Source organism: Urbifossiella limnaea (genome assembly GCF_007747215.1).
GTDB classification, from domain to species: Bacteria; Planctomycetota; Planctomycetia; order Gemmatales; family Gemmataceae; genus Urbifossiella; species Urbifossiella limnaea.
Window position 1 is genome coordinate 529,917 of sequence record NZ_CP036273.1, and the last position, 16,375, is coordinate 546,291.

Genomic DNA, 16,375 nt, shown 5'->3' on the forward strand with positions numbered 1-16,375 from the left:
CCCGGCCACGGTTGCACCCCCGCCCGCGGTCGGCGATGATGCCCGCATGCGCCACCTCACCCTCGCCGCGCTCGCGCTCCTGGCCGCCGCCCCCGCCGCCGGCGCCCAGCCGCTCGACCGCCTGAAGTACAACCACCCCGGCCTCGTCACCGACCTCGGCGTCGGCCTCTGGGCGTGGCCGCTGCCGATGGACTTCGACGGCGACGGCGACCTCGACCTGGTCGTGAACTGCCCCGACAAGCCGTCGAACGGCGTGTACGTGTTCGAGAACCCGGGCGGCACCTTCCCCGTGTTCAAGCCCGGCAAGCGCATCAGCAAGGGCTTGCAGAACGTGCTCGTCAGCCACGTCGGCGGCGTGGCACGGGTGCTGTCGCCGGGCGTCGAGTACCCCGACTTCAAGAAGACCGGCCTCGACAAGGGCGTGAAGCTGCCGGCGGCCGCGAACCCGCACCCGAACAAGGTCCGCGGCAACTTCTGGCGCTACGCCGACCACGACGGCGACGGCGCCCTCGACCTCGTCATCGGCTCCGACGACTGGACCGACTACGGCTGGGACAACGGCTACGACGCCACCGGGAAGTGGACGCGCGGCCCGCTCCGCGGCTTCGTCTACGTCCGCCGCAACACCGGCACCACCGCCGCGCCGGTCTACGCCGAGCCCGCCAAACTCATGGCCGGCGACCGGCCCGTCGAGACGTTCGGCTGGCCGTGCCCCAACCTCGCCGACTTCGACGGCGACGGCGACCTGGACTTGCTGTGCGGCGAGTTCCTCGACGGGTTCACGTACTTCGAGAACGTCGGCACCCGCCGCGAGCCGCGCTACGCCCCCGGCCGGCGCCTCACGACGCACGCCGGCGCGCCGCTGACGATGGACCTGCAAATGATCACGCCGACCGCCCTCGACTGGGACGGCGACGGCGACGCGGACCTGATCGTCGGCGACGAGGACGGCCGCGTCGCCTGGATCGAGAACACCGGCCGCGTCCGGGACGGCCTGCCGGTGTTCCTGCCGCCGCGCTACTTCCGCCAGGAGGCCGACGAGGTGAAGGTCGGCGCCCTCGCCGCGCCGGCCGCGGTCGACTGGGACGGCGACGGCGACACCGACCTGATCGTCGGCAACACCGCGGGCTACCTCGAATTCCTGGAGAACCTGAGCGGCCCCGGGGTGGAGCGGCCGCGCTGGGCGGTGCCGCGCCGGCTCGACGCCGCGGGCCAGGTGGTGCGCATCCAGGCCGGCCCGAACGGCTCCATCCAGGGGCCGTGCGAGGCGAAGTGGGGCTACACCACGCTCACCGCCGCCGACTGGGACGCCGACGGCCTGCCCGACCTGGTCGTGAATTCGATCTGGGGTCGCGTCGTGTGGTATCGCAACGTCGGCACCCGCCGCGCGCCGAAGCTCGCGGCCGCGGAGCCGATCGAGGTGGCGTGGCGGGCGCCGCAGCCGACGCTGGCGTGGGGCTGGCTCCGCCCGCGCGGCGACGAACTGCTGACGCAGTGGCGCACCACGCCCGTGGCCGTGGACTGGAACCGCGACGGGCTCGTCGATCTGGTGATGCTCGACCACGAGGGCTATCTGGCGTTCTTCGAGCGGGCGCGCCGCGACGGCCGGCTCGTGCTGCTGCCGCCGGTGCGGGCGCTGTGCGACGCCGCCGGCGAACCGCTGCGGCTGACGACCGGCACCGCGGGCCGGAGCGGCCGGCGCAAGCTGTGCGTCGTCGATTGGGACGGCGACGGCAAGCTCGACGTGCTGGCGAACGGCGCGAACGCGCGGCTGTACCGGCAGGTGCGGGCCGAGCCGGGGCGCTGGTTGTTCGAGGACAAGGGCGACGTGGCGGAGCGGAACATCGAGGGGCACGACACGCACCCCGCGGCGGTGGACTTCGACGGTAACGGCGTTCCGGACCTGGTGATCGGCGCCGAGGACGGCCGCCTGTACTACCTCCGCAACCCGCGGACGCCGGCGGTGCCGTAGACGGAGCCTCACATCGCCCGGCGTGAACGACGCAGGGCTTGGCACATCCTGGAGTTGCGTCCGAAGACGACCCGCGGCTTCGATCCAATACTCATTTGTGGCATGGACTCAATTCGTGCCGCGACCCCCCGGGGGGGTCGGTGACACACAATGATCGCGGCCCGAGTGTCGGCCCGCGTACCCGGAACGTAACGGCCGCCGCGGCGCGGTTGCACCCCTTGCCCGCCCGGCGGATAATGACCGCAACTGGCCGGGCGAGCGCGCCTCCCCGGCCGGGCAATCATGGGTGACGGTCGAACCCCAGGAGGCCATCCGATGTTCCGCCTGTTCCGCCCCGCGGCCGCCGCAGTCGCGCTGCTGACGCTGAGCGGCGCCGCGCTCGCCCGCCAGGACGACGCCAAGAAGGCCGACGACCCGCCGCCGCGGTTCGACCCCAAGGAGGTCCGCGTCGGCCCGCCGCCGGAACTGGCGGCGCTCCGCGAGGCGGTCGAGTCCGCGGCCAAGAAGGGCGAGAACGTGGACGACGTGCGGGCCAAGCTGGAGGCGCTGGAAAAGGCGCTCGCCGGCAAGGCGTGGGTCCGCCCGCGCGAGGGCGACGCCCCCGTTCCCCCGCGCGCCGAGCCGCGGGCGGACCCGCGGCCGGACGTGCCGCGCGTGGCGCCGCCGGTCCGCCGCGACGGCGAGGCGCGGCCGGTGCCCGTGGTGCCGCGGCCCGACTTCCCGCGCCGCGGCGTCGGCGACCCCGACCTGGACGCCGTCCTGCGCGGGCAGGCGCTGCTGCTCAAGGCGGCGCAGCTGATGGCCGAAGACCCGAACAACCCCGAGCGGGCCGAGGCGCTGCGGCGGCAGGCGACCGAGCTGATGCGGCAGGCGCTGAACGACGGCCGCGGCGGGCCGCAGATTCCGCCGCAACTGTTCGAGCTGGCCTTCCCGCCGGTGCCCGGCGCCCGCGGCGGCAACGGCCGGCTCGGCGTCCGCGTCGAGCGGCTGGCCCCCGGCGTGGCCGAGGACCTGAACGTCCCGGCCGGCCGCGGCGTGATGGCCGCCGAGGTGCTGCCGAACACCCCCGCCGCGAAGGCCGGCGTGAAGGCCAACGACGTGATCGTCGAGTTCGCCGGCCAGCCGGTGACCGACGACCCGAGCGCGTTCGTGGCGCAGGTGCAGCGGGCGAAGGCCGGCGCGCCGCACGAGCTGGCGGTGATGCGCGACGGCAAGCGCGTGGCGGTCCGCGGCGTGGTGCTGCCGGCGGCCGACGGCGGTCTGATGGCCGACCGCGACAAGCTGTTCCGCGAGCTGGCCCCGATCGTCGGCCCCGACGGCCGGCCGCTGGTGGACGCCGCCCGCGAGCGGGCGCGGGACGGGGTCCGGTCCAGCGGCGTGACGGTCGAGGTGCGCGACGGCGAGGCGACGGTGACCGGCGAGGAGAACGGCGTGCGGTTCAACATCGTGGGCACGGTGGGCGCCGCGGGCCTGTCGCCGACGAAGATCGAGGTGACGGAGAACGGCCGGACGGTGTCGGCGGAGACGGTGGACGGCCTGCCCGAGCAGTACCGCGAGCGGGCGCGCCAGCTGCTGGGCCGCGTCCGCGCCGGCGGGCGGTGACCCCTGCCGCCGCTTGCGGCGGAACTTGCCGCACCCCGCGGCGCGGGATACACTTCCCCACCATGACGACGCCCCGCCACCACCGGCCCGCGCCGACCGCCCCCGCGGTCCTCGCCGTCGTCGTCGCAGTCGCAGCCGCAGCCCCGAGCTGACTCCGGCCCCGACCCGCGTTCGCACCCGAACCACCGTCGGCCCCGGAGTCACTCTCCGGGGCCGTTTTCGTTTCTCTCGAAGGACCCCGCCATGCCGCCGCTGCCGCTGTCCGACCGCTCCGGCCGGACCACCGACTCGCCGATCACCTTCTTCATCCAGAAGGCGCTCGAGACGCCCGGCCTCATCTCGCTGGCCGCCGGGCTCGTGGACGAGGGGTCGCTGCCGACCGCCGACGTGGCCGCCGCCGTCGCCGCCATCATGGCCGACCCCGCCGCCGGCCGCGCCGCGCTGCAGTACGGCTCCACCCAGGGGCTGCCGTCGCTGCGCGAGAAGGTGCTGCGCCACGTCTGCGCCGCCGACGGCGTCACGCCCGGTGACATCGGCCTGTCACCCGACGACGTGGTGCTCACTACCGGCTCGCAGCAGTTGCTGTACCTCCTCGGCGAGGCGCTGTTCGACCCGGGCGACATCGTGCTGGCCGAGGCGCCGTCGTACTTCGTCTACCACGGCGTGTTGCAGAGCCACGGCGTGCGCGTCGTGCCGGTCCCGATGGACGACGGCGGCCTGGACGTGGCCGCGCTCGACGCCAAACTCGCCGACCTGAAGCGCCGCGGCGAGCTGGGCCGCGTCAAGCTCGTGTACACGGTCGATTACTTCCAGAACCCCACCGGCCTGACGCTCGCCGCCGACCGCCGGCCGAAACTCGTCGAGGTGGTGAAGAAGTACAGCACGGAGCACCGCATCCTGATCCTGGAGGACGCGGCGTACCGCGAGCTGCGGTACACCGGCCCCGACCTGCCGAGCGTGAAGCGGTTCGACCCCACGAACGAGTTCGTGGCCTACGCCAGCACGTTCTCGAAGCCGCTGTCGCCGGGCCTGAAGCTCGGCTACGCGCTGCTGCCGTCGGACCTGGTGGCGCCGGTCCTGCACCTGAAGGGGAACCACGACTTCGGCTCGGCCAACCTGGCGCAGCACGTCGTGGACCGACTGTTGGCGTCGGGCGCGTTCGACCGGCACGTCGAGGAGCTGCGGCGGGTGTACCGGGCGAAGCGGGACGCGATGCTGGCGGCGCTGGACGCGGAGTTCGGCGACGTGCCGGGGGCGTCGTGGACGGTGCCGGGCGGCGGCCTGTACGTGTGGCTGACGCTGCCGCCGGGCGTGGACGCGGGGCCGGCCGGGCCGTTGGTGCCGGCGGCGCTGGAGGCGGGCGTGCTGTACGTGCCGGGCGAGTTCGGCCACGTCCCGGGCGAGGGCGGGGAGCTGCCGCGGAACGAGTGCCGGCTGAGCTTCGGCGTGGCGGACGCGGCCGGCGTGCGCGAAGGCGTGCGGCGGCTGCGGGCGGCGTACCGCACGCTGGAACGCGCCGGCGCCCGCGGCCTGGCGGCGGTTTGACAGCGCCCGGGCCGTCGGGTAGCCTTCCCCCCGGCGGCCGGGGAGTCACCAGACCGTGAGGTTCGACATGGCGCGGGTCACCGGCATCGGCGGCGTGTTCTTCAAGAGCACCGGCGACCACAAGGCCCTCGCCGCGTGGTACCAGACGTACCTCGGCCTCACGCTCGAACCCTGGGGCGGCGCCGTCCTCCGCTGGCCCGACGACACCGCCGACGACAAGGGCGTCACCGTCTGGCACGTCGCCAAGCCCGACACCCAGTGGTTCGCCCCCAGCACCGCCCCGTTCATGATCAACTACCGCGTCGACGACCTCGACGGCATCCTGGCCCAGCTCCGGGCCGGCGGCGTCGACGTGCTCAAGGGGCCGGACGCCGACTTCAACGGCCGCTTCGCCTGGGTACTCGATCCCGACGGCAACAAGGTCGAACTGTGGGAGCCGAAGGCGCCGCCGGCTCCGACTTCTTCCCCGACCTGAAAAACCCTCACGCCGCAGCCGAATCCACACTTTTCCGGCCGCACCGCGGTAGCGGCCGCGGCGGCGGGCCGATACAGTCGGGGGAACACGTCGCCCTGCGGTTCGCCCCCCCCGACCCTCTCGCGGGCACCCGCCATGACCGCGGTCCGAGACGCCCTCCCCCCGGCCGCGGCGCGGCCCGGCCACGGCATCGAATTTACCATGGCCTTCCAGCCGATCGCCGACCTGGAAGCCCGCACCGTGTTCGCCTACGAGGCGCTCGTCCGCGGCCCCGGCGGCGAGGGCGCCGCGGCGGTGTTCGACCTGGTCACCGAGTCCGCCCGCTACCACTTCGACCAGCGCTGCCGCACCAAGGCGCTGGCCCTGGCCACCCGCCTGGGGCCGCCCGCCGGGCTGTGCATCAACTTCCTGCCGAACGCCCTGTACCACACCGAGACGTGCCTGCGGGCGACCCTGCAGGCGGCCCGGCACTACGCCGTACCGCCCGACCGCATCATCTTCGAGCTGACCGAGGGCGAGGAGGTGGCCGACCTGCCGGTCGTGGCCGAGGCGGTCCGCGAGTGCCAGCGGCAGGGGCTGCGGATCGCCATCGACGACTTCGGCGCCGGACACTCGGGCCTGAACCTGCTGGCCGACCTCCAGCCGGACCTGATCAAGCTGGACATGGGGCTGTGCCGCGGCATCGACGCCAGCCGGCCGCGGCGGGCCATCGTCCACGGGGTGCTCGCGGCGTGCGCCGACCTGGGCATCGGCGTCATCGCGGAGGGGGTCGAGACGGAAGGCGAGCTGACGGCGCTGCGCGACCTCGGCGTTCGATACGTGCAGGGATTCCTGCTGGCGCGGCCGGCCGTGGAGTCGCTCCCGGAGGTGCGGTGGCCGGCGCACCACTAAGGCACGACCCGTACCGGACTTCGTGCCGGGGCGGTCGGGCGCGGGGCGGCGGTACTCCGAGCACGTCTACTGGGTCGAAGTCGAGCTCACCAACCGGTGAGGGCACGGCTACAAAATCGGAATCATACTCCGTCGACATCCGCGGCTCGGGCCTGGGATGCCGATGACTCTCCCGACCCCCCCGCGGAGGGGACGCCATGCCGGGCCTGACCGTGACCCACCTCGACCACGTCTCGGTGCTCGTCACCGACGTGGCGCGGAGCCGGGCGTTCTACGCCGGCCTGCTGGGGCTGACGGAAATCCCGAAGCCGCGCACGTTCGACTTCGTGGCCCTGTGGTTCGACCTCGGCGGCGGCCACACGCTCCACCTGCTGAAGAAGGACGCCCCGGACACGGAGAGTCCGCGGCACTTCTGCCTGCGCGTGACCGACGCCGCGGCGGCGCGGGCGCACCTGGCCGGCCTCGGCGTGCCGACGCGCGAGACGACGCCGATCCCGGGGGCCGATCGGTTCTTCGTGTCGGACCCGGACGGGAACCGGATCGAGGTGTTACAGTGGCTCACGCCCTACGACCCGGCGACGGCCGGCGCCGCGCGGCTGGACGAGGGGTGATCCGGTCGTGTCCCCCAACCCGCTCCCCGTCGTCGCGCGGTACGGCGCCCGCACCGCGGGGCTGAGGTGGGAACCCGTCGGCGGCGGGTTCAGCGGCGCCGCGGTCTGGCGCGGCACCGAACCGGACGGCACACCACGGCTCGCGCTGAAGGCGTGGCCGGCCGATTTTCCGCCGTCGCGCCTCGCCGCAATTCACGCCCGTGTCGCACTCCTCACACACCTGCCATACGTCCCGCGGGTGCACGCCACGCCCGGCGGCGATACCGTCGTCGTCGTCGCCGGCCGCGCCTGGGACTTGAGCTCGTGGGCCGACGGCGAACCGGAGCGGGGCGAGCCGTCGGCGGCGCGCGTGAGCTCGGCCGCGGCGGCGCTGGCGGCGGTCCACGCGGCGTGGCGCACGTCCGCGACCGGCCCGGCGCCCGCGGTGCTCCGCCGGTTGGGCGTCATCGCCGACTGGGACGCCAACCGCCCCGTCCCCGCCGGCCCGTTCGGCGACGCGGTGCGGCGGGCGCTTCGAACGCTACCGCCGTTCCTGGCCGTGGCGCGGTCCGCGCTGCAACCGTGGGCGGCGCGGCCGGTTCCGCTCCAGCCGTGCCTCGTCGACGTGTGGCCGGAACACGTTCGCTTCTCGGGGAATGCGGTCGTCGGGCTCATCGACTTCGGCGCCGTCCAGACCGACCACGTCGCCGTCGATCTGGCCCGCTTGTTCGGCGGGTTTCCCGGGCCGTCGCGGCTCGGCGCCGGACTCGCCGCCTACCGCGCTGCCGGCGGACGGTGCGACGAGTCCGACGCCTTCGCGCAACTGCTCGCCGACACTGGCGTGGCCTGCGCCGCGGCGGCGTGGGTGGCCCGCGGCGGCCCGCCGTCGGCGGCGCCGCGGCTGACCGCACTGCTGGACCGGCTGAGCCCGTAGCGCACGTCCCTTCGCGCCCGCCGATACCACCGGCCCCGCCGGCACAGTCCGCGGAATTCCCCGAACCGCAAATTTGACTCGTTCGGCGAGTGCTCTACGGTTCGGGCGTGAGTCGAACGCCGGCCCGGCCGGAACGGCTCGCCGCCCGTACCACCCCATCCCGCCTGCCGTGCGGGGGCGGGGGGACGGGAGCCACGCCGCCGGCGGCGACCTCGCCTCCAGCGAACACCGGAGAGGAGCCATGCTCGGCCGAATGACTCAGGCCGCGGTCGACTTCCTCAAAAAGGAAGACGGCCCCACGGCTGTCGAGTACGCGGTCGTCCTAGCCCTGATCGTCGCGGTGATCATCTCGGTCAGCGGGATCGGGAGCACGACGAACTCGACGTACGCGAACCCGAAGCTGCAAGATTCGACCAAGCCCGCCGGCTCGTAGCCGGCGGGCCGGCCGCCGCGGGCCGGGGAACCCGCGGCGGACGACGACCCCAGACCACAACCGACCACCACACAGGGAGACCGGACCATGAAGAACATCACCAAGAGCCTCGTCTCGTTCCTCAAGAAGGAAGACGGCCCGACCGCGGTCGAGTACGCCGTCATGCTCGCGCTCATCATCGTCGTCTGCATCGCCGCCGTGACCACGCTCGGCAGCAACGCCAACAGCACGTTCAGCTTCGTCGGGTCGGCCATCAAGCCGACCAGCGGCAGCTGAGTGCCCGGTCCCCCAAGCGCGACCACCGCGGGCCGGACCGGTTTTCGGCCCGGCCCGCGGCGCGTGTAGCGCGCCCCCGAATCGCCCGCCACTCGAGACCCCCAATGCCTGAGCTGCTGACCCCGCCGGCCCCGGCCGCCGCCCCGGCCGCCCACGACGACTCGCTCGGCATCGACCGCGAGTTCGTGCTGCACCTGGCCCGGATGCCGGCCCTGGCCCTCGTGTGGGTCGCCGCCGGCGCCGCCGCCCACCAGCTCTGGGCGCTGGCCTTCCCGACCACCACCAACTACGGCCCGCTCGCCGTCATCTGCGCCGGCATGATCCTCGCCGCGTTCATCGACGGGTGGGCGCTCAAGGTGCCGAACTGGGTCACCATGCCGCTGGTGCTCAGCGGCTGGATGCTCGGCCTGCTCCACGACCTGAACGTGCCGGTCGACGCCGGCACCGGCGGGTTCCAGATGTCGCTCCTCGGCACCGCCGTCGGCCTCGGCCTGCTGCTGCCGATCCTGCTGATCGGCGGCGTGGGCGCGGGCGACGTGAAGATGCAGATGGGCTTCGGGGCGTGGGTCGGCGCCTACTTCGGCGCCACCGGCCCGGCCGGCCCGGCCGACCTGACGCACCTCCACACCGCGGGCGTCGTGTTCTGGGCGTTCGCGTTCGGCGCCATCGCCGGCGGGGCGTTCGGGCTCGTCATGATCCTGATGCGGCGGAAGTGGGGGGCCAACGTTCACATGGTCCGCGAGATCTTCACCGACCTGCAGCTGATCGCCAGCGGCAGCCCCGGCGTCGCGTCGGACCGCGCCCAGGAGCGCCGCAAGATCTGGGACAAGCTGCCGTACGGCATCCCGCTGTGCGTCGGGTTCCTGCTGTACCTGGCGTGGGTGCTGCCGCTGGGCGGCTGACGCCGGCCGGCTGGAAACCGGCCCGACGAATCCGGCGTGACTCGCACGAGCGTTAACCTGGGCAAAGGCGGTACGGCCGGCCCGACTGCAATAACTGAAGAAACCGCACCCGCCCGGACGATTCTGAGGGCGGGGAAGCAAACCCCGCACGACGCGAAGGCCGGGAACATCCGCTAGGGTTGAGGGAGCCGCCACCCCGGGCACGACCCGGAACGGCGACCCAGCCCGGGCGACCGGCCGCGGTGCGGAGCGCTGACGAACACGGACGGGATAGCCCGCCCGCGCTCGTCTCACCCCTCGCGTGAGACGACCGGGCGGCCCGCCGCGGGTCCTGATTGTCTCCGAGGGGTGGCACCCATGAAGCAGAAGAACTTGATCCTGATGGTGGTGGCGGTCGGGTGCGGGCTCGTGGCCGCGTTCCTGACCAGCCAGATGAACGCAAAGCCGCAGGTCGAGACGGTCGACGTCGTCGTCGCCGCCACCGACATCCCCGTGGGCGTGGGGATCGGGAAGGAAGACCTGCAGAAGTACTTCAAGACCAAGAAGGTGTCCAAGGACGCCGTGCCGACCGACATCATCGAGTCGCCGGAGGAGGCGGTGGAGCGCCGGCTGTCGCGGCCGATCCGGGCCGAGGAGACGATCAGCCGCAAGGACCTGATGAAGGGCGGCATCCGCCTGCCCCCGGGCAAGCAACTGCTGACCCTCCAGCTGGACACCGCCCGCGCCGCCGCCGGGCTGGCCCAGCCGGGCGCCAAGGTGGACGTGCTGGCGTTCGTCTCCCTGAACAACAAGCTGACGGCCATGCCGATCCTGACCAACATGCTGATCCTCGCCGTCAACGGGCAGACCACCATCGACCCGAACACGCAGGCCACGGCGGTCAACACCGTGTCGTTCGCCGCCGACCGCAAGCAGGGGCTGGTGTTGGAGCTGGCGAAGGGCCGCGGGTGCCAGATGAGCCTCCTCCTCCGCAACCCGGACGAGGTGACCGACAACGACAAGAGCTTCAACATCGACGAGGTCATCACGCTGCTCCAGGACGACAAGAACCCGGCCGGCGTGGCCCTGGCCGGCGAGGGCGGGCGCAAGACCGACGCGGTGTCGCTGACCAAGCCCGAGACGCCGGCGCCGACCCCGGCCCCCGAGGTCGCCCCGACGCCGACGCCCAAGCCGGAGACCGTCCGCGTGCCGTACGCCCTGGTGGACATCAAGGGCGGCACCGAGCTGACGGCCGACCTGATCGCCGACGAGACGGTGTTCGGCACCCGCGAACTGCCGAAGGACGTGGCCGGCGACGCCGTCACCGACCTGAGTACGGTGGCCGGCAAGACGCTCCGCAGCGGGCTGGGCAAGGGCCAGTGGGTGACGCCGGGCCTGGTCGGCGACCCGCTGCCGAAGCTCGACCCGCCCCCGCCGCCGGTGACGAAGGCGCCGGAGCCGGTGCGGCCGACCCGCGACGTGACCGTGCACACCGGGACGGGCAGCAAGACGTTCCGCTACGAGGAGTGGGCGCCGGGTCGGTGGCGGTTGGTCGGCGAGGTGCGCGGCCAGGCGACGGCCGAGTCCGCTGCCCCGGCCCCGGACGCCGCCCCGGCCCCGAAGCCGACGCCCACCCCCGTCCCCGAGCAGCGGGTGGACTGAGACTGAGACCGACGGACCGAGGGAGATCACTCAGTCCCTCGGTCCCCGACGAACCAAACCTGCCAGCCCGGTCGGCACGACGCCGGCCGGGGGGGTGGGTCGCCCCGGCGGACCGATCCACGGCCGCCACCCCGGGACCGCCCGGGGAACGCCTCCTCCCACCCAGGCCCGGGTGAGAGGGAACCGGACCGGAACGCGGGGCGGGCCGCCCCGCCCCCTACGCGAGGAGAGGTGAACGGATGCACCCGACCGCTACCCACCGACGGCCGATCCTGATGGGGTTGGTGCTGACGGCCGGCATTGCCGGGCTCGTCCAGGGCCAGCCCCCCGGCCTCCCGGCGCTCCCCGCCGTGGCCGCCCAGGACACCAAGGTCGATCCCAAGAACGCCCCGCCGGACCGCGACACCGGCGTCGCCAACGTCAAAATCGACCCGCGCACGAACGCCCTCATCATCCCGGTGGGCGGGTTCGTCCGGTTCGACAACAAGCTCCCGGACATCCCGGCCGACATCCTGGTCAGCCGCGAGGACTTCGTCCAGGTCCGCACCGACCCGAACAACCCGAAGGTGCTGCTGCTGACCGGCCGCGCGCCGGGGCTGGCGCAGATCACCCTGCTGTTCAAGGACCGGCCGCGGCAGACCTACGACGTGGTCGTGCAGCCGGACTTCGAGCTGCTCAAGACGATCATCGCCCGCACCGCCCCGACGGCCAACGTCGACGTGACGCCGGGCCTGGGCAACACGCTCATCCTGAGCGGGTACGTGACGACGCCGCAGGAGGCCGACACGATCTACCGGCTGGCCGTCAGCCAGGTCGGCGGCACCCCGGGCAACGTCATCAACATGCTGCAGATCGGTGGCGTCCAGCAGGTGCAGATCGACGTGGTCATCGCCACCGTGGACCGGAGCGAGATCCGCAGCCGCGGGTTCGACTTCGCCGTCAGCGGCCAGAGCGCGACGTTCAGCAGCCTGGTCAGCGGCCTGCTGACGCCGCCGACCGGGTTCGGCAGCGGCACCGTGGCGTTCAGCCCGAACGCCAACCTCCAGCTGGGCATCGCCCCGGCCGGCTTCTTCAGCGCCCTGCAGGCGCTGCGGACCGAGGGGATGGCGAAGTTCCTGGCCGAGCCGCGCGTCGTGACGCAGAGCGGCCGCCCCGCCAAGTTCCAGGCCGGCGGCCAGCAGGCCATCCTCGGGCCGGCCAGCGGCATCAACGGCCCCGGCGTGCAGCTCGAGGACATCGGCACCACGCTGAACGTCGTCCCCATCGTGATGGGCAACGGCAAGATCTGGCTGGAGGTTCAGCCGCGGACCCGCACCGTGAACCAGGGGTTGGGCATCCAGACCACGTTCGGGGCCACGCCCGGGTTCAACCAGAACTCCGTCGAGGTGGCCGTCGAGCTGGAGAGCGGCCAGACGTTCGCCATCGGCGGGCTGATCCAGAACAGCGTGCAGGCCACGGCCAACAAGGTGCCGGTCCTCGGCGACCTGCCGTACGCCGGCACCCTGTTCAGCAGCATCCGGTACGAGGAGCGGGAGAGTGAGCTCGTGATCCTGGTGACGCCGCGGCTGGTCCACCCGCTGGACTGCAACCAGGTGCCGCGCCGCCTGCCGGGCCGGGAGACGCGCAGCCCCGACGATTATGAACTATTCTTGGAAAACATTCTGGAGGCCCCCCGCGGCCAACGGAAGGTGTGGAACGGCCGCTGCTACAACGCGGCGTGGAAGTGCGACCCGGCCGGTGTTTACCCGTGCGTCGGGAACGTGTGCTACGGTCCGAACGGCACGATGCTGCCCGGCGGCTGTGCGACGGGGAACTGCGGCACGCCCGCGGCCCACGGCCACGCGGCCCAGATGGTGCGGCCGACCCCGGTGACCGCCCCGCCGGCGGCCCCGGTCACGGTGACCATCCCGGTTCAGCCGGCCCCGGTCGCCCCGGTGACCCCGGTGTCGGCCCCGAGCTACGAGCAGCCCGGGGTGGCGCCGATCACGCCGACGCTGCCGCCGGTGGTGCCGGCGGACGAGCCCGGCAACCTGCGGCCGGTGCCCGGCTCGCCGGTGGAGTCGACGCCGACGGAACCCGCGGTCCTGCCCGCGGCCCCGACCGGCCCGTGACGTGCACCGACGGCGAGCCGGGGGCGTCAGCCCCCGGTTCTGCCGCGAACGAACAACCACAAGCCGGGGGCTGACGCCCCCGGCTCGCCCGCCAGACTCGCACCCCTGATTCCGGTGGTCTCATGCAACGCGTGGCGATCGTCGACCCGAACGAGTCCACCCGCGAGTCGCTCCGCACGCTGTTGCTGGGCGTCGATTTCGTCTGGCTCGAGGCGGAGTGCGCCCGCTACGAGTACTTCTTCGACGTGATCCAGACCAACACCCCGGACCTGGCCATCGTCGCGCTCGACGCCGACAAGAACAAAGCGCTCAACATGATCGGCCAGATCTCGGCCGAGAACCCGAAGCTGCCCATCCTCACCATCAGCCACGACCACCAGGCGCTGCTGATGAGCCTCCAGAAGGGGGCCAAGTACTTCCTCACCCACCCGGTGACCCTGGAAGACATGCTGGCCGCGCTGCGGCGGGCGCTCGGCGAGGCCGGCGGCAACACGGCCGAGCAGTCGCTCGGGCCGTCCGGCCGACAGAGCGGGGCCAGCAGCATCGTCGCCGTCCTCGGCTCCCGCGGCGGCGTCGGCACCACGACCCTGGCCGTGAACCTGGGCGCCACGCTCGCCGCCGACCCGGCCAGCGCCGCCGCCCTCATCGACCTCGACCTGACGCTCGGCGACGCAGACATCGCGCTGGAGGTGAACGGCTACGAGAACATCTCGATCGCCGACCTGGCGCGGAACATCGAGCGGCTGGACATGAACTTCCTCCGCCGGGCGATGGCCAAGCACGACGCCAGCGGCCTGTCGATCCTGCGGCACCCGCTCGAAATCGCCGAGGTGGGCCTGGTCCACGAGGACCACGTCGCCCGCGTGCTGAACCTGTTGAAGATCAGCTACACGCACCTGGTGCTCGACCTGTCCAAGAGCCTGCTGCCGACCGACCTCATCGGCCTGCGGATGGCGGACGTGATCCTGCTGACGGCGCAGTTGGAGCTCAGCAGCCTGCGGAACGTGGTGCGGCTCGTCCACGTCCTCGGCGGCGAGGAAGGGCTGGCCGACAAGATTCGCGTCGTCATCAACCGGTTCGGCGCCGACACGGTCGAGGAAGGGATCAGCCTGAAGAAGGCCGAGGAAGTCATCGGCAAGCCGATCTTCTGGCAGGTCCCGAACGACCCGAAGGCGGTGATCGGCGCCCGCGTGGCGGGTCAGCCGCTGGTGAAGCACGCCCCCAAGAGCCGGGTGCAGCAGAGCCTGGCCGGGCTGGCGCAGGCGCTGTTCGGCAAGCCGGTCTCGGCCGGCCCGGACCGCGGCAGCAAGGGCGGGTGGGGGTTCTTCGGCAAGCGGTGACGCGGACCCCGGCGGGCGGCCGGCGCGAGCCGGCTGGTCGGGGTTGCAGGTGCCCGAAACAACGACCAGCCGGCTCGCGCCGGCCGCTCGCCCTGATCGACACAACGCGGGATCAGAGACACACCGATGAGCCGTCTACAGCAGGGCATCTCGAAGCTCAACAGCCTCAACAGCGGCAACGGGGCCAGCGGCATCTCGCGCCTCACCAGCCCGAGCACGGCCGGCGGCAACGGCAGCGGCAAGAACTACGACGAGCTCAAGCGCCAGATCCACTCCAAGCTCGTCGAGCGGCTCGACTTCACCCGCGTGAAGGACTTGTCGTCCGACGCCATGCGGCGCGACATCCGCCGCGTCATCGAGCACCTGTGCGACACCGAGAACCCGCTCCTCAACCGCATCGAGCGTGAGAAGCTGATCGAGGAGATCCTCGACGAGACGCTCGGGTTCGGGCCGCTCGAGGTGCTGCTGAAGGACCCGAGCATCAGCGACATCCTGGTGAACGGCCCGCACAAGATATACGTCGAGCGGCGCGGCAAGCTCGAGAAGACGGACGTGAAGTTCCGCGACAACGACCACCTGCTCCAGATCATCGACCGCATCGTCTCCAAGGTCGGCCGCCGGGTGGACGAGACGAGCCCGATGGTGGACGCCCGCCTGCCGGACGGCTCGCGCGTGAACGCCGTCATCCCGCCGATCGCGCTGGACGGCGCGAGCCTGAGCATCCGCCGCTTCGGCGCCAACCCGCTGAAGCTCGAAGACCTCTTGAACTACAAGGCGTTCACGCCCGAGATGGCGATGCTGATGGAGGCCTGCATCAAGGCCCGGCTCAACATCCTCATCAGCGGCGGTACGGGGTGCGGCAAGACGACGCTGCTCAACACGCTGTCCAGCTTCATCCCCGGCGACGAGCGGGTGGTGACGATCGAGGACGCGGCCGAGCTCCAGCTGCAGCAGGACCACGTGGTCCGGCTCGAGACCCGCCCGCCGAACATCGAGGGCAAGGGCGCCGTGACCACCCGCGACTGCGTGCGCAACGCCCTGCGTATGCGGCCGGAGCGCATCATCATCGGTGAGGTTCGTGGCTCCGAGGCGCTGGACATGCTCCAGGCCATGAACACGGGCCACGGCGGGTCGCTGGCGACGCTCCACGCCAACACCCCGCGCGAGGGGCTGACCCGGCTCGAGACGATGATCATGATGGGCGGGTTCGAGCTGCCGGTGAAGGCGATGCGGCAGCAGATCTGTTCCGCCATCGACCTCATCATCCAGGCCAACCGCCTCCAGGGCGGGCCGCGCAAGATCACGCACATCACCGAGGTGATGAACATGGAACAAGACGTGATCATCATGCAGGAGATCTTCCGGTTCCGGCAGCTGGGCATCGACCAGAACAGCCGGGCGTACGGCCAGTACGAGGCGACCGGCGTCCGCCCGTCGTTCATCAACCGGCTGGAAGCCAAGGGCGTGAAGCTCCCGAGCAACATGTTCGCCGAACGGATTCTGATGCGGGATTAGCCGCCACCCGCGGCGGTGCGGAGCTCGCCCGCACGGCCGCGAGGTGTCTGAGATTCGGGCAGAAAAATCGCCGCGCCCCGACGACAAGTGTGACTGACGCGAACTAGAGTTTCGGCGGACGGGAATCCGCCCCGCACCAGGACCACCG

The 16,375-nt window shown here is 72.3% G+C and carries 14 protein-coding genes; all 14 read left to right on the forward strand.

Going from position 1 to position 16,375, the window contains the following annotated elements; genetic code table 11:
• The first annotated feature begins 46 nt into the window (after positions 1-46).
• The 14 genes from ETAA1_RS02250 (at position 47) to ETAA1_RS02315 (ending at position 16,227) form a co-directional block, all read left to right on the forward strand.
• Positions 47-1,972 carry an FG-GAP repeat domain-containing protein gene (locus tag ETAA1_RS02250; protein ID WP_145233939.1) on the forward strand — a complete coding sequence of 642 codons (1,926 nt, stop codon included), beginning with the start codon at positions 47-49 and terminating at the stop codon, positions 1,970-1,972.
• Between the two features lie 315 nt (positions 1,973-2,287).
• Positions 2,288-3,574: a S1C family serine protease gene (locus ETAA1_RS02255; RefSeq protein WP_145233941.1), complete on the forward strand. Its 1,287-nt coding sequence runs from the start codon at positions 2,288-2,290 to the stop codon at positions 3,572-3,574.
• A gap of 243 nt (positions 3,575-3,817) precedes the next feature.
• Complete coding sequence (locus tag ETAA1_RS02260) at positions 3,818-5,119, forward strand: aminotransferase-like domain-containing protein (RefSeq protein WP_145233943.1); 1,302 nt, start codon at positions 3,818-3,820, stop codon at positions 5,117-5,119.
• A gap of 67 nt (positions 5,120-5,186) precedes the next feature.
• Complete coding sequence (locus ETAA1_RS02265; protein ID WP_145233945.1) at positions 5,187-5,594, forward strand: VOC family protein; 408 nt, start codon at positions 5,187-5,189, stop codon at positions 5,592-5,594.
• A 135-nt stretch (positions 5,595-5,729) separates the two neighbouring features.
• On the forward strand, positions 5,730-6,485 hold the full coding sequence (locus ETAA1_RS02270) for an EAL domain-containing protein (RefSeq protein WP_202920601.1): 756 nt from the start codon (positions 5,730-5,732) through the stop codon (positions 6,483-6,485).
• A gap of 197 nt (positions 6,486-6,682) precedes the next feature.
• On the forward strand, positions 6,683-7,096 hold the full coding sequence (locus ETAA1_RS02275) for a VOC family protein (RefSeq protein WP_145233947.1): 414 nt from the start codon (positions 6,683-6,685) through the stop codon (positions 7,094-7,096).
• A 7-nt stretch (positions 7,097-7,103) separates the two neighbouring features.
• A complete protein-coding gene (locus tag ETAA1_RS02280; protein WP_202920602.1) occupies positions 7,104-8,009 on the forward strand; it encodes a phosphotransferase in 906 nt (301 codons plus the stop codon).
• Between the two features lie 241 nt (positions 8,010-8,250).
• The gene (locus tag ETAA1_RS02285; RefSeq protein WP_202920603.1) at positions 8,251-8,442 is read left to right on the forward strand and encodes a Flp family type IVb pilin; all 192 of its coding nucleotides are present in this window, start codon (positions 8,251-8,253) and stop codon (positions 8,440-8,442) included.
• An 87-nt stretch (positions 8,443-8,529) separates the two neighbouring features.
• A complete protein-coding gene (locus ETAA1_RS02290) occupies positions 8,530-8,718 on the forward strand; it encodes a Flp family type IVb pilin (protein WP_145233951.1) in 189 nt (62 codons plus the stop codon).
• A 104-nt stretch (positions 8,719-8,822) separates the two neighbouring features.
• Positions 8,823-9,620 carry a prepilin peptidase gene (locus ETAA1_RS02295; protein ID WP_145233953.1) on the forward strand — a complete coding sequence of 266 codons (798 nt, stop codon included), beginning with the start codon at positions 8,823-8,825 and terminating at the stop codon, positions 9,618-9,620.
• 357 nt (positions 9,621-9,977) lie between these two features.
• Positions 9,978-11,261, forward strand: a complete 1,284-nt coding sequence (gene cpaB, locus ETAA1_RS02300; protein ID WP_145233955.1) for a Flp pilus assembly protein CpaB — start codon at positions 9,978-9,980, stop codon at positions 11,259-11,261.
• Between the two features lie 239 nt (positions 11,262-11,500).
• A complete protein-coding gene (locus ETAA1_RS02305) occupies positions 11,501-13,372 on the forward strand; it encodes a type II and III secretion system protein family protein (RefSeq protein WP_145233957.1) in 1,872 nt (623 codons plus the stop codon).
• A gap of 122 nt (positions 13,373-13,494) precedes the next feature.
• Complete coding sequence (locus ETAA1_RS02310; protein ID WP_145233959.1) at positions 13,495-14,712, forward strand: AAA family ATPase; 1,218 nt, start codon at positions 13,495-13,497, stop codon at positions 14,710-14,712.
• Between the two features lie 126 nt (positions 14,713-14,838).
• Positions 14,839-16,227 (forward strand): CpaF family protein, encoded by a 1,389-nt coding sequence (locus ETAA1_RS02315; RefSeq protein ID WP_202920604.1) that lies wholly within the window; start codon positions 14,839-14,841, stop codon positions 16,225-16,227.
• Positions 16,228-16,375: the final 148 nt, after the last annotated feature.

What these genes read in the sequence shown, in the direction of transcription:
- ETAA1_RS02260 (WP_145233943.1), top strand. Translation starts at nt 3,818, where the DNA reads ATGCCGCCGCTGCCGCTGTCCGACCGCTCCGGCCGGACCACCGACTCG.
- cpaB (WP_145233955.1), top strand. Translation starts at nt 9,978, where the DNA reads ATGAAGCAGAAGAACTTGATCCTGATGGTGGTGGCGGTCGGGTGCGGG.
- ETAA1_RS02315 (WP_202920604.1), top strand. Translation starts at nt 14,839, where the DNA reads ATGAGCCGTCTACAGCAGGGCATCTCGAAGCTCAACAGCCTCAACAGC.
- ETAA1_RS02290 (WP_145233951.1), top strand. Translation starts at nt 8,530, where the DNA reads ATGAAGAACATCACCAAGAGCCTCGTCTCGTTCCTCAAGAAGGAAGAC.
- ETAA1_RS02250 (WP_145233939.1), top strand. Translation starts at nt 47, where the DNA reads ATGCGCCACCTCACCCTCGCCGCGCTCGCGCTCCTGGCCGCCGCCCCC.
- ETAA1_RS02305 (WP_145233957.1), top strand. Translation starts at nt 11,501, where the DNA reads ATGCACCCGACCGCTACCCACCGACGGCCGATCCTGATGGGGTTGGTG.
- ETAA1_RS02295 (WP_145233953.1), top strand. Translation starts at nt 8,823, where the DNA reads ATGCCTGAGCTGCTGACCCCGCCGGCCCCGGCCGCCGCCCCGGCCGCC.
- ETAA1_RS02275 (WP_145233947.1), top strand. Translation starts at nt 6,683, where the DNA reads ATGCCGGGCCTGACCGTGACCCACCTCGACCACGTCTCGGTGCTCGTC.
- ETAA1_RS02255 (WP_145233941.1), top strand. Translation starts at nt 2,288, where the DNA reads ATGTTCCGCCTGTTCCGCCCCGCGGCCGCCGCAGTCGCGCTGCTGACG.
- ETAA1_RS02265 (WP_145233945.1), top strand. Translation starts at nt 5,187, where the DNA reads ATGGCGCGGGTCACCGGCATCGGCGGCGTGTTCTTCAAGAGCACCGGC.
- ETAA1_RS02310 (WP_145233959.1), top strand. Translation starts at nt 13,495, where the DNA reads ATGCAACGCGTGGCGATCGTCGACCCGAACGAGTCCACCCGCGAGTCG.
- ETAA1_RS02285 (WP_202920603.1), top strand. Translation starts at nt 8,251, where the DNA reads ATGCTCGGCCGAATGACTCAGGCCGCGGTCGACTTCCTCAAAAAGGAA.
- ETAA1_RS02270 (WP_202920601.1), top strand. Translation starts at nt 5,730, where the DNA reads ATGACCGCGGTCCGAGACGCCCTCCCCCCGGCCGCGGCGCGGCCCGGC.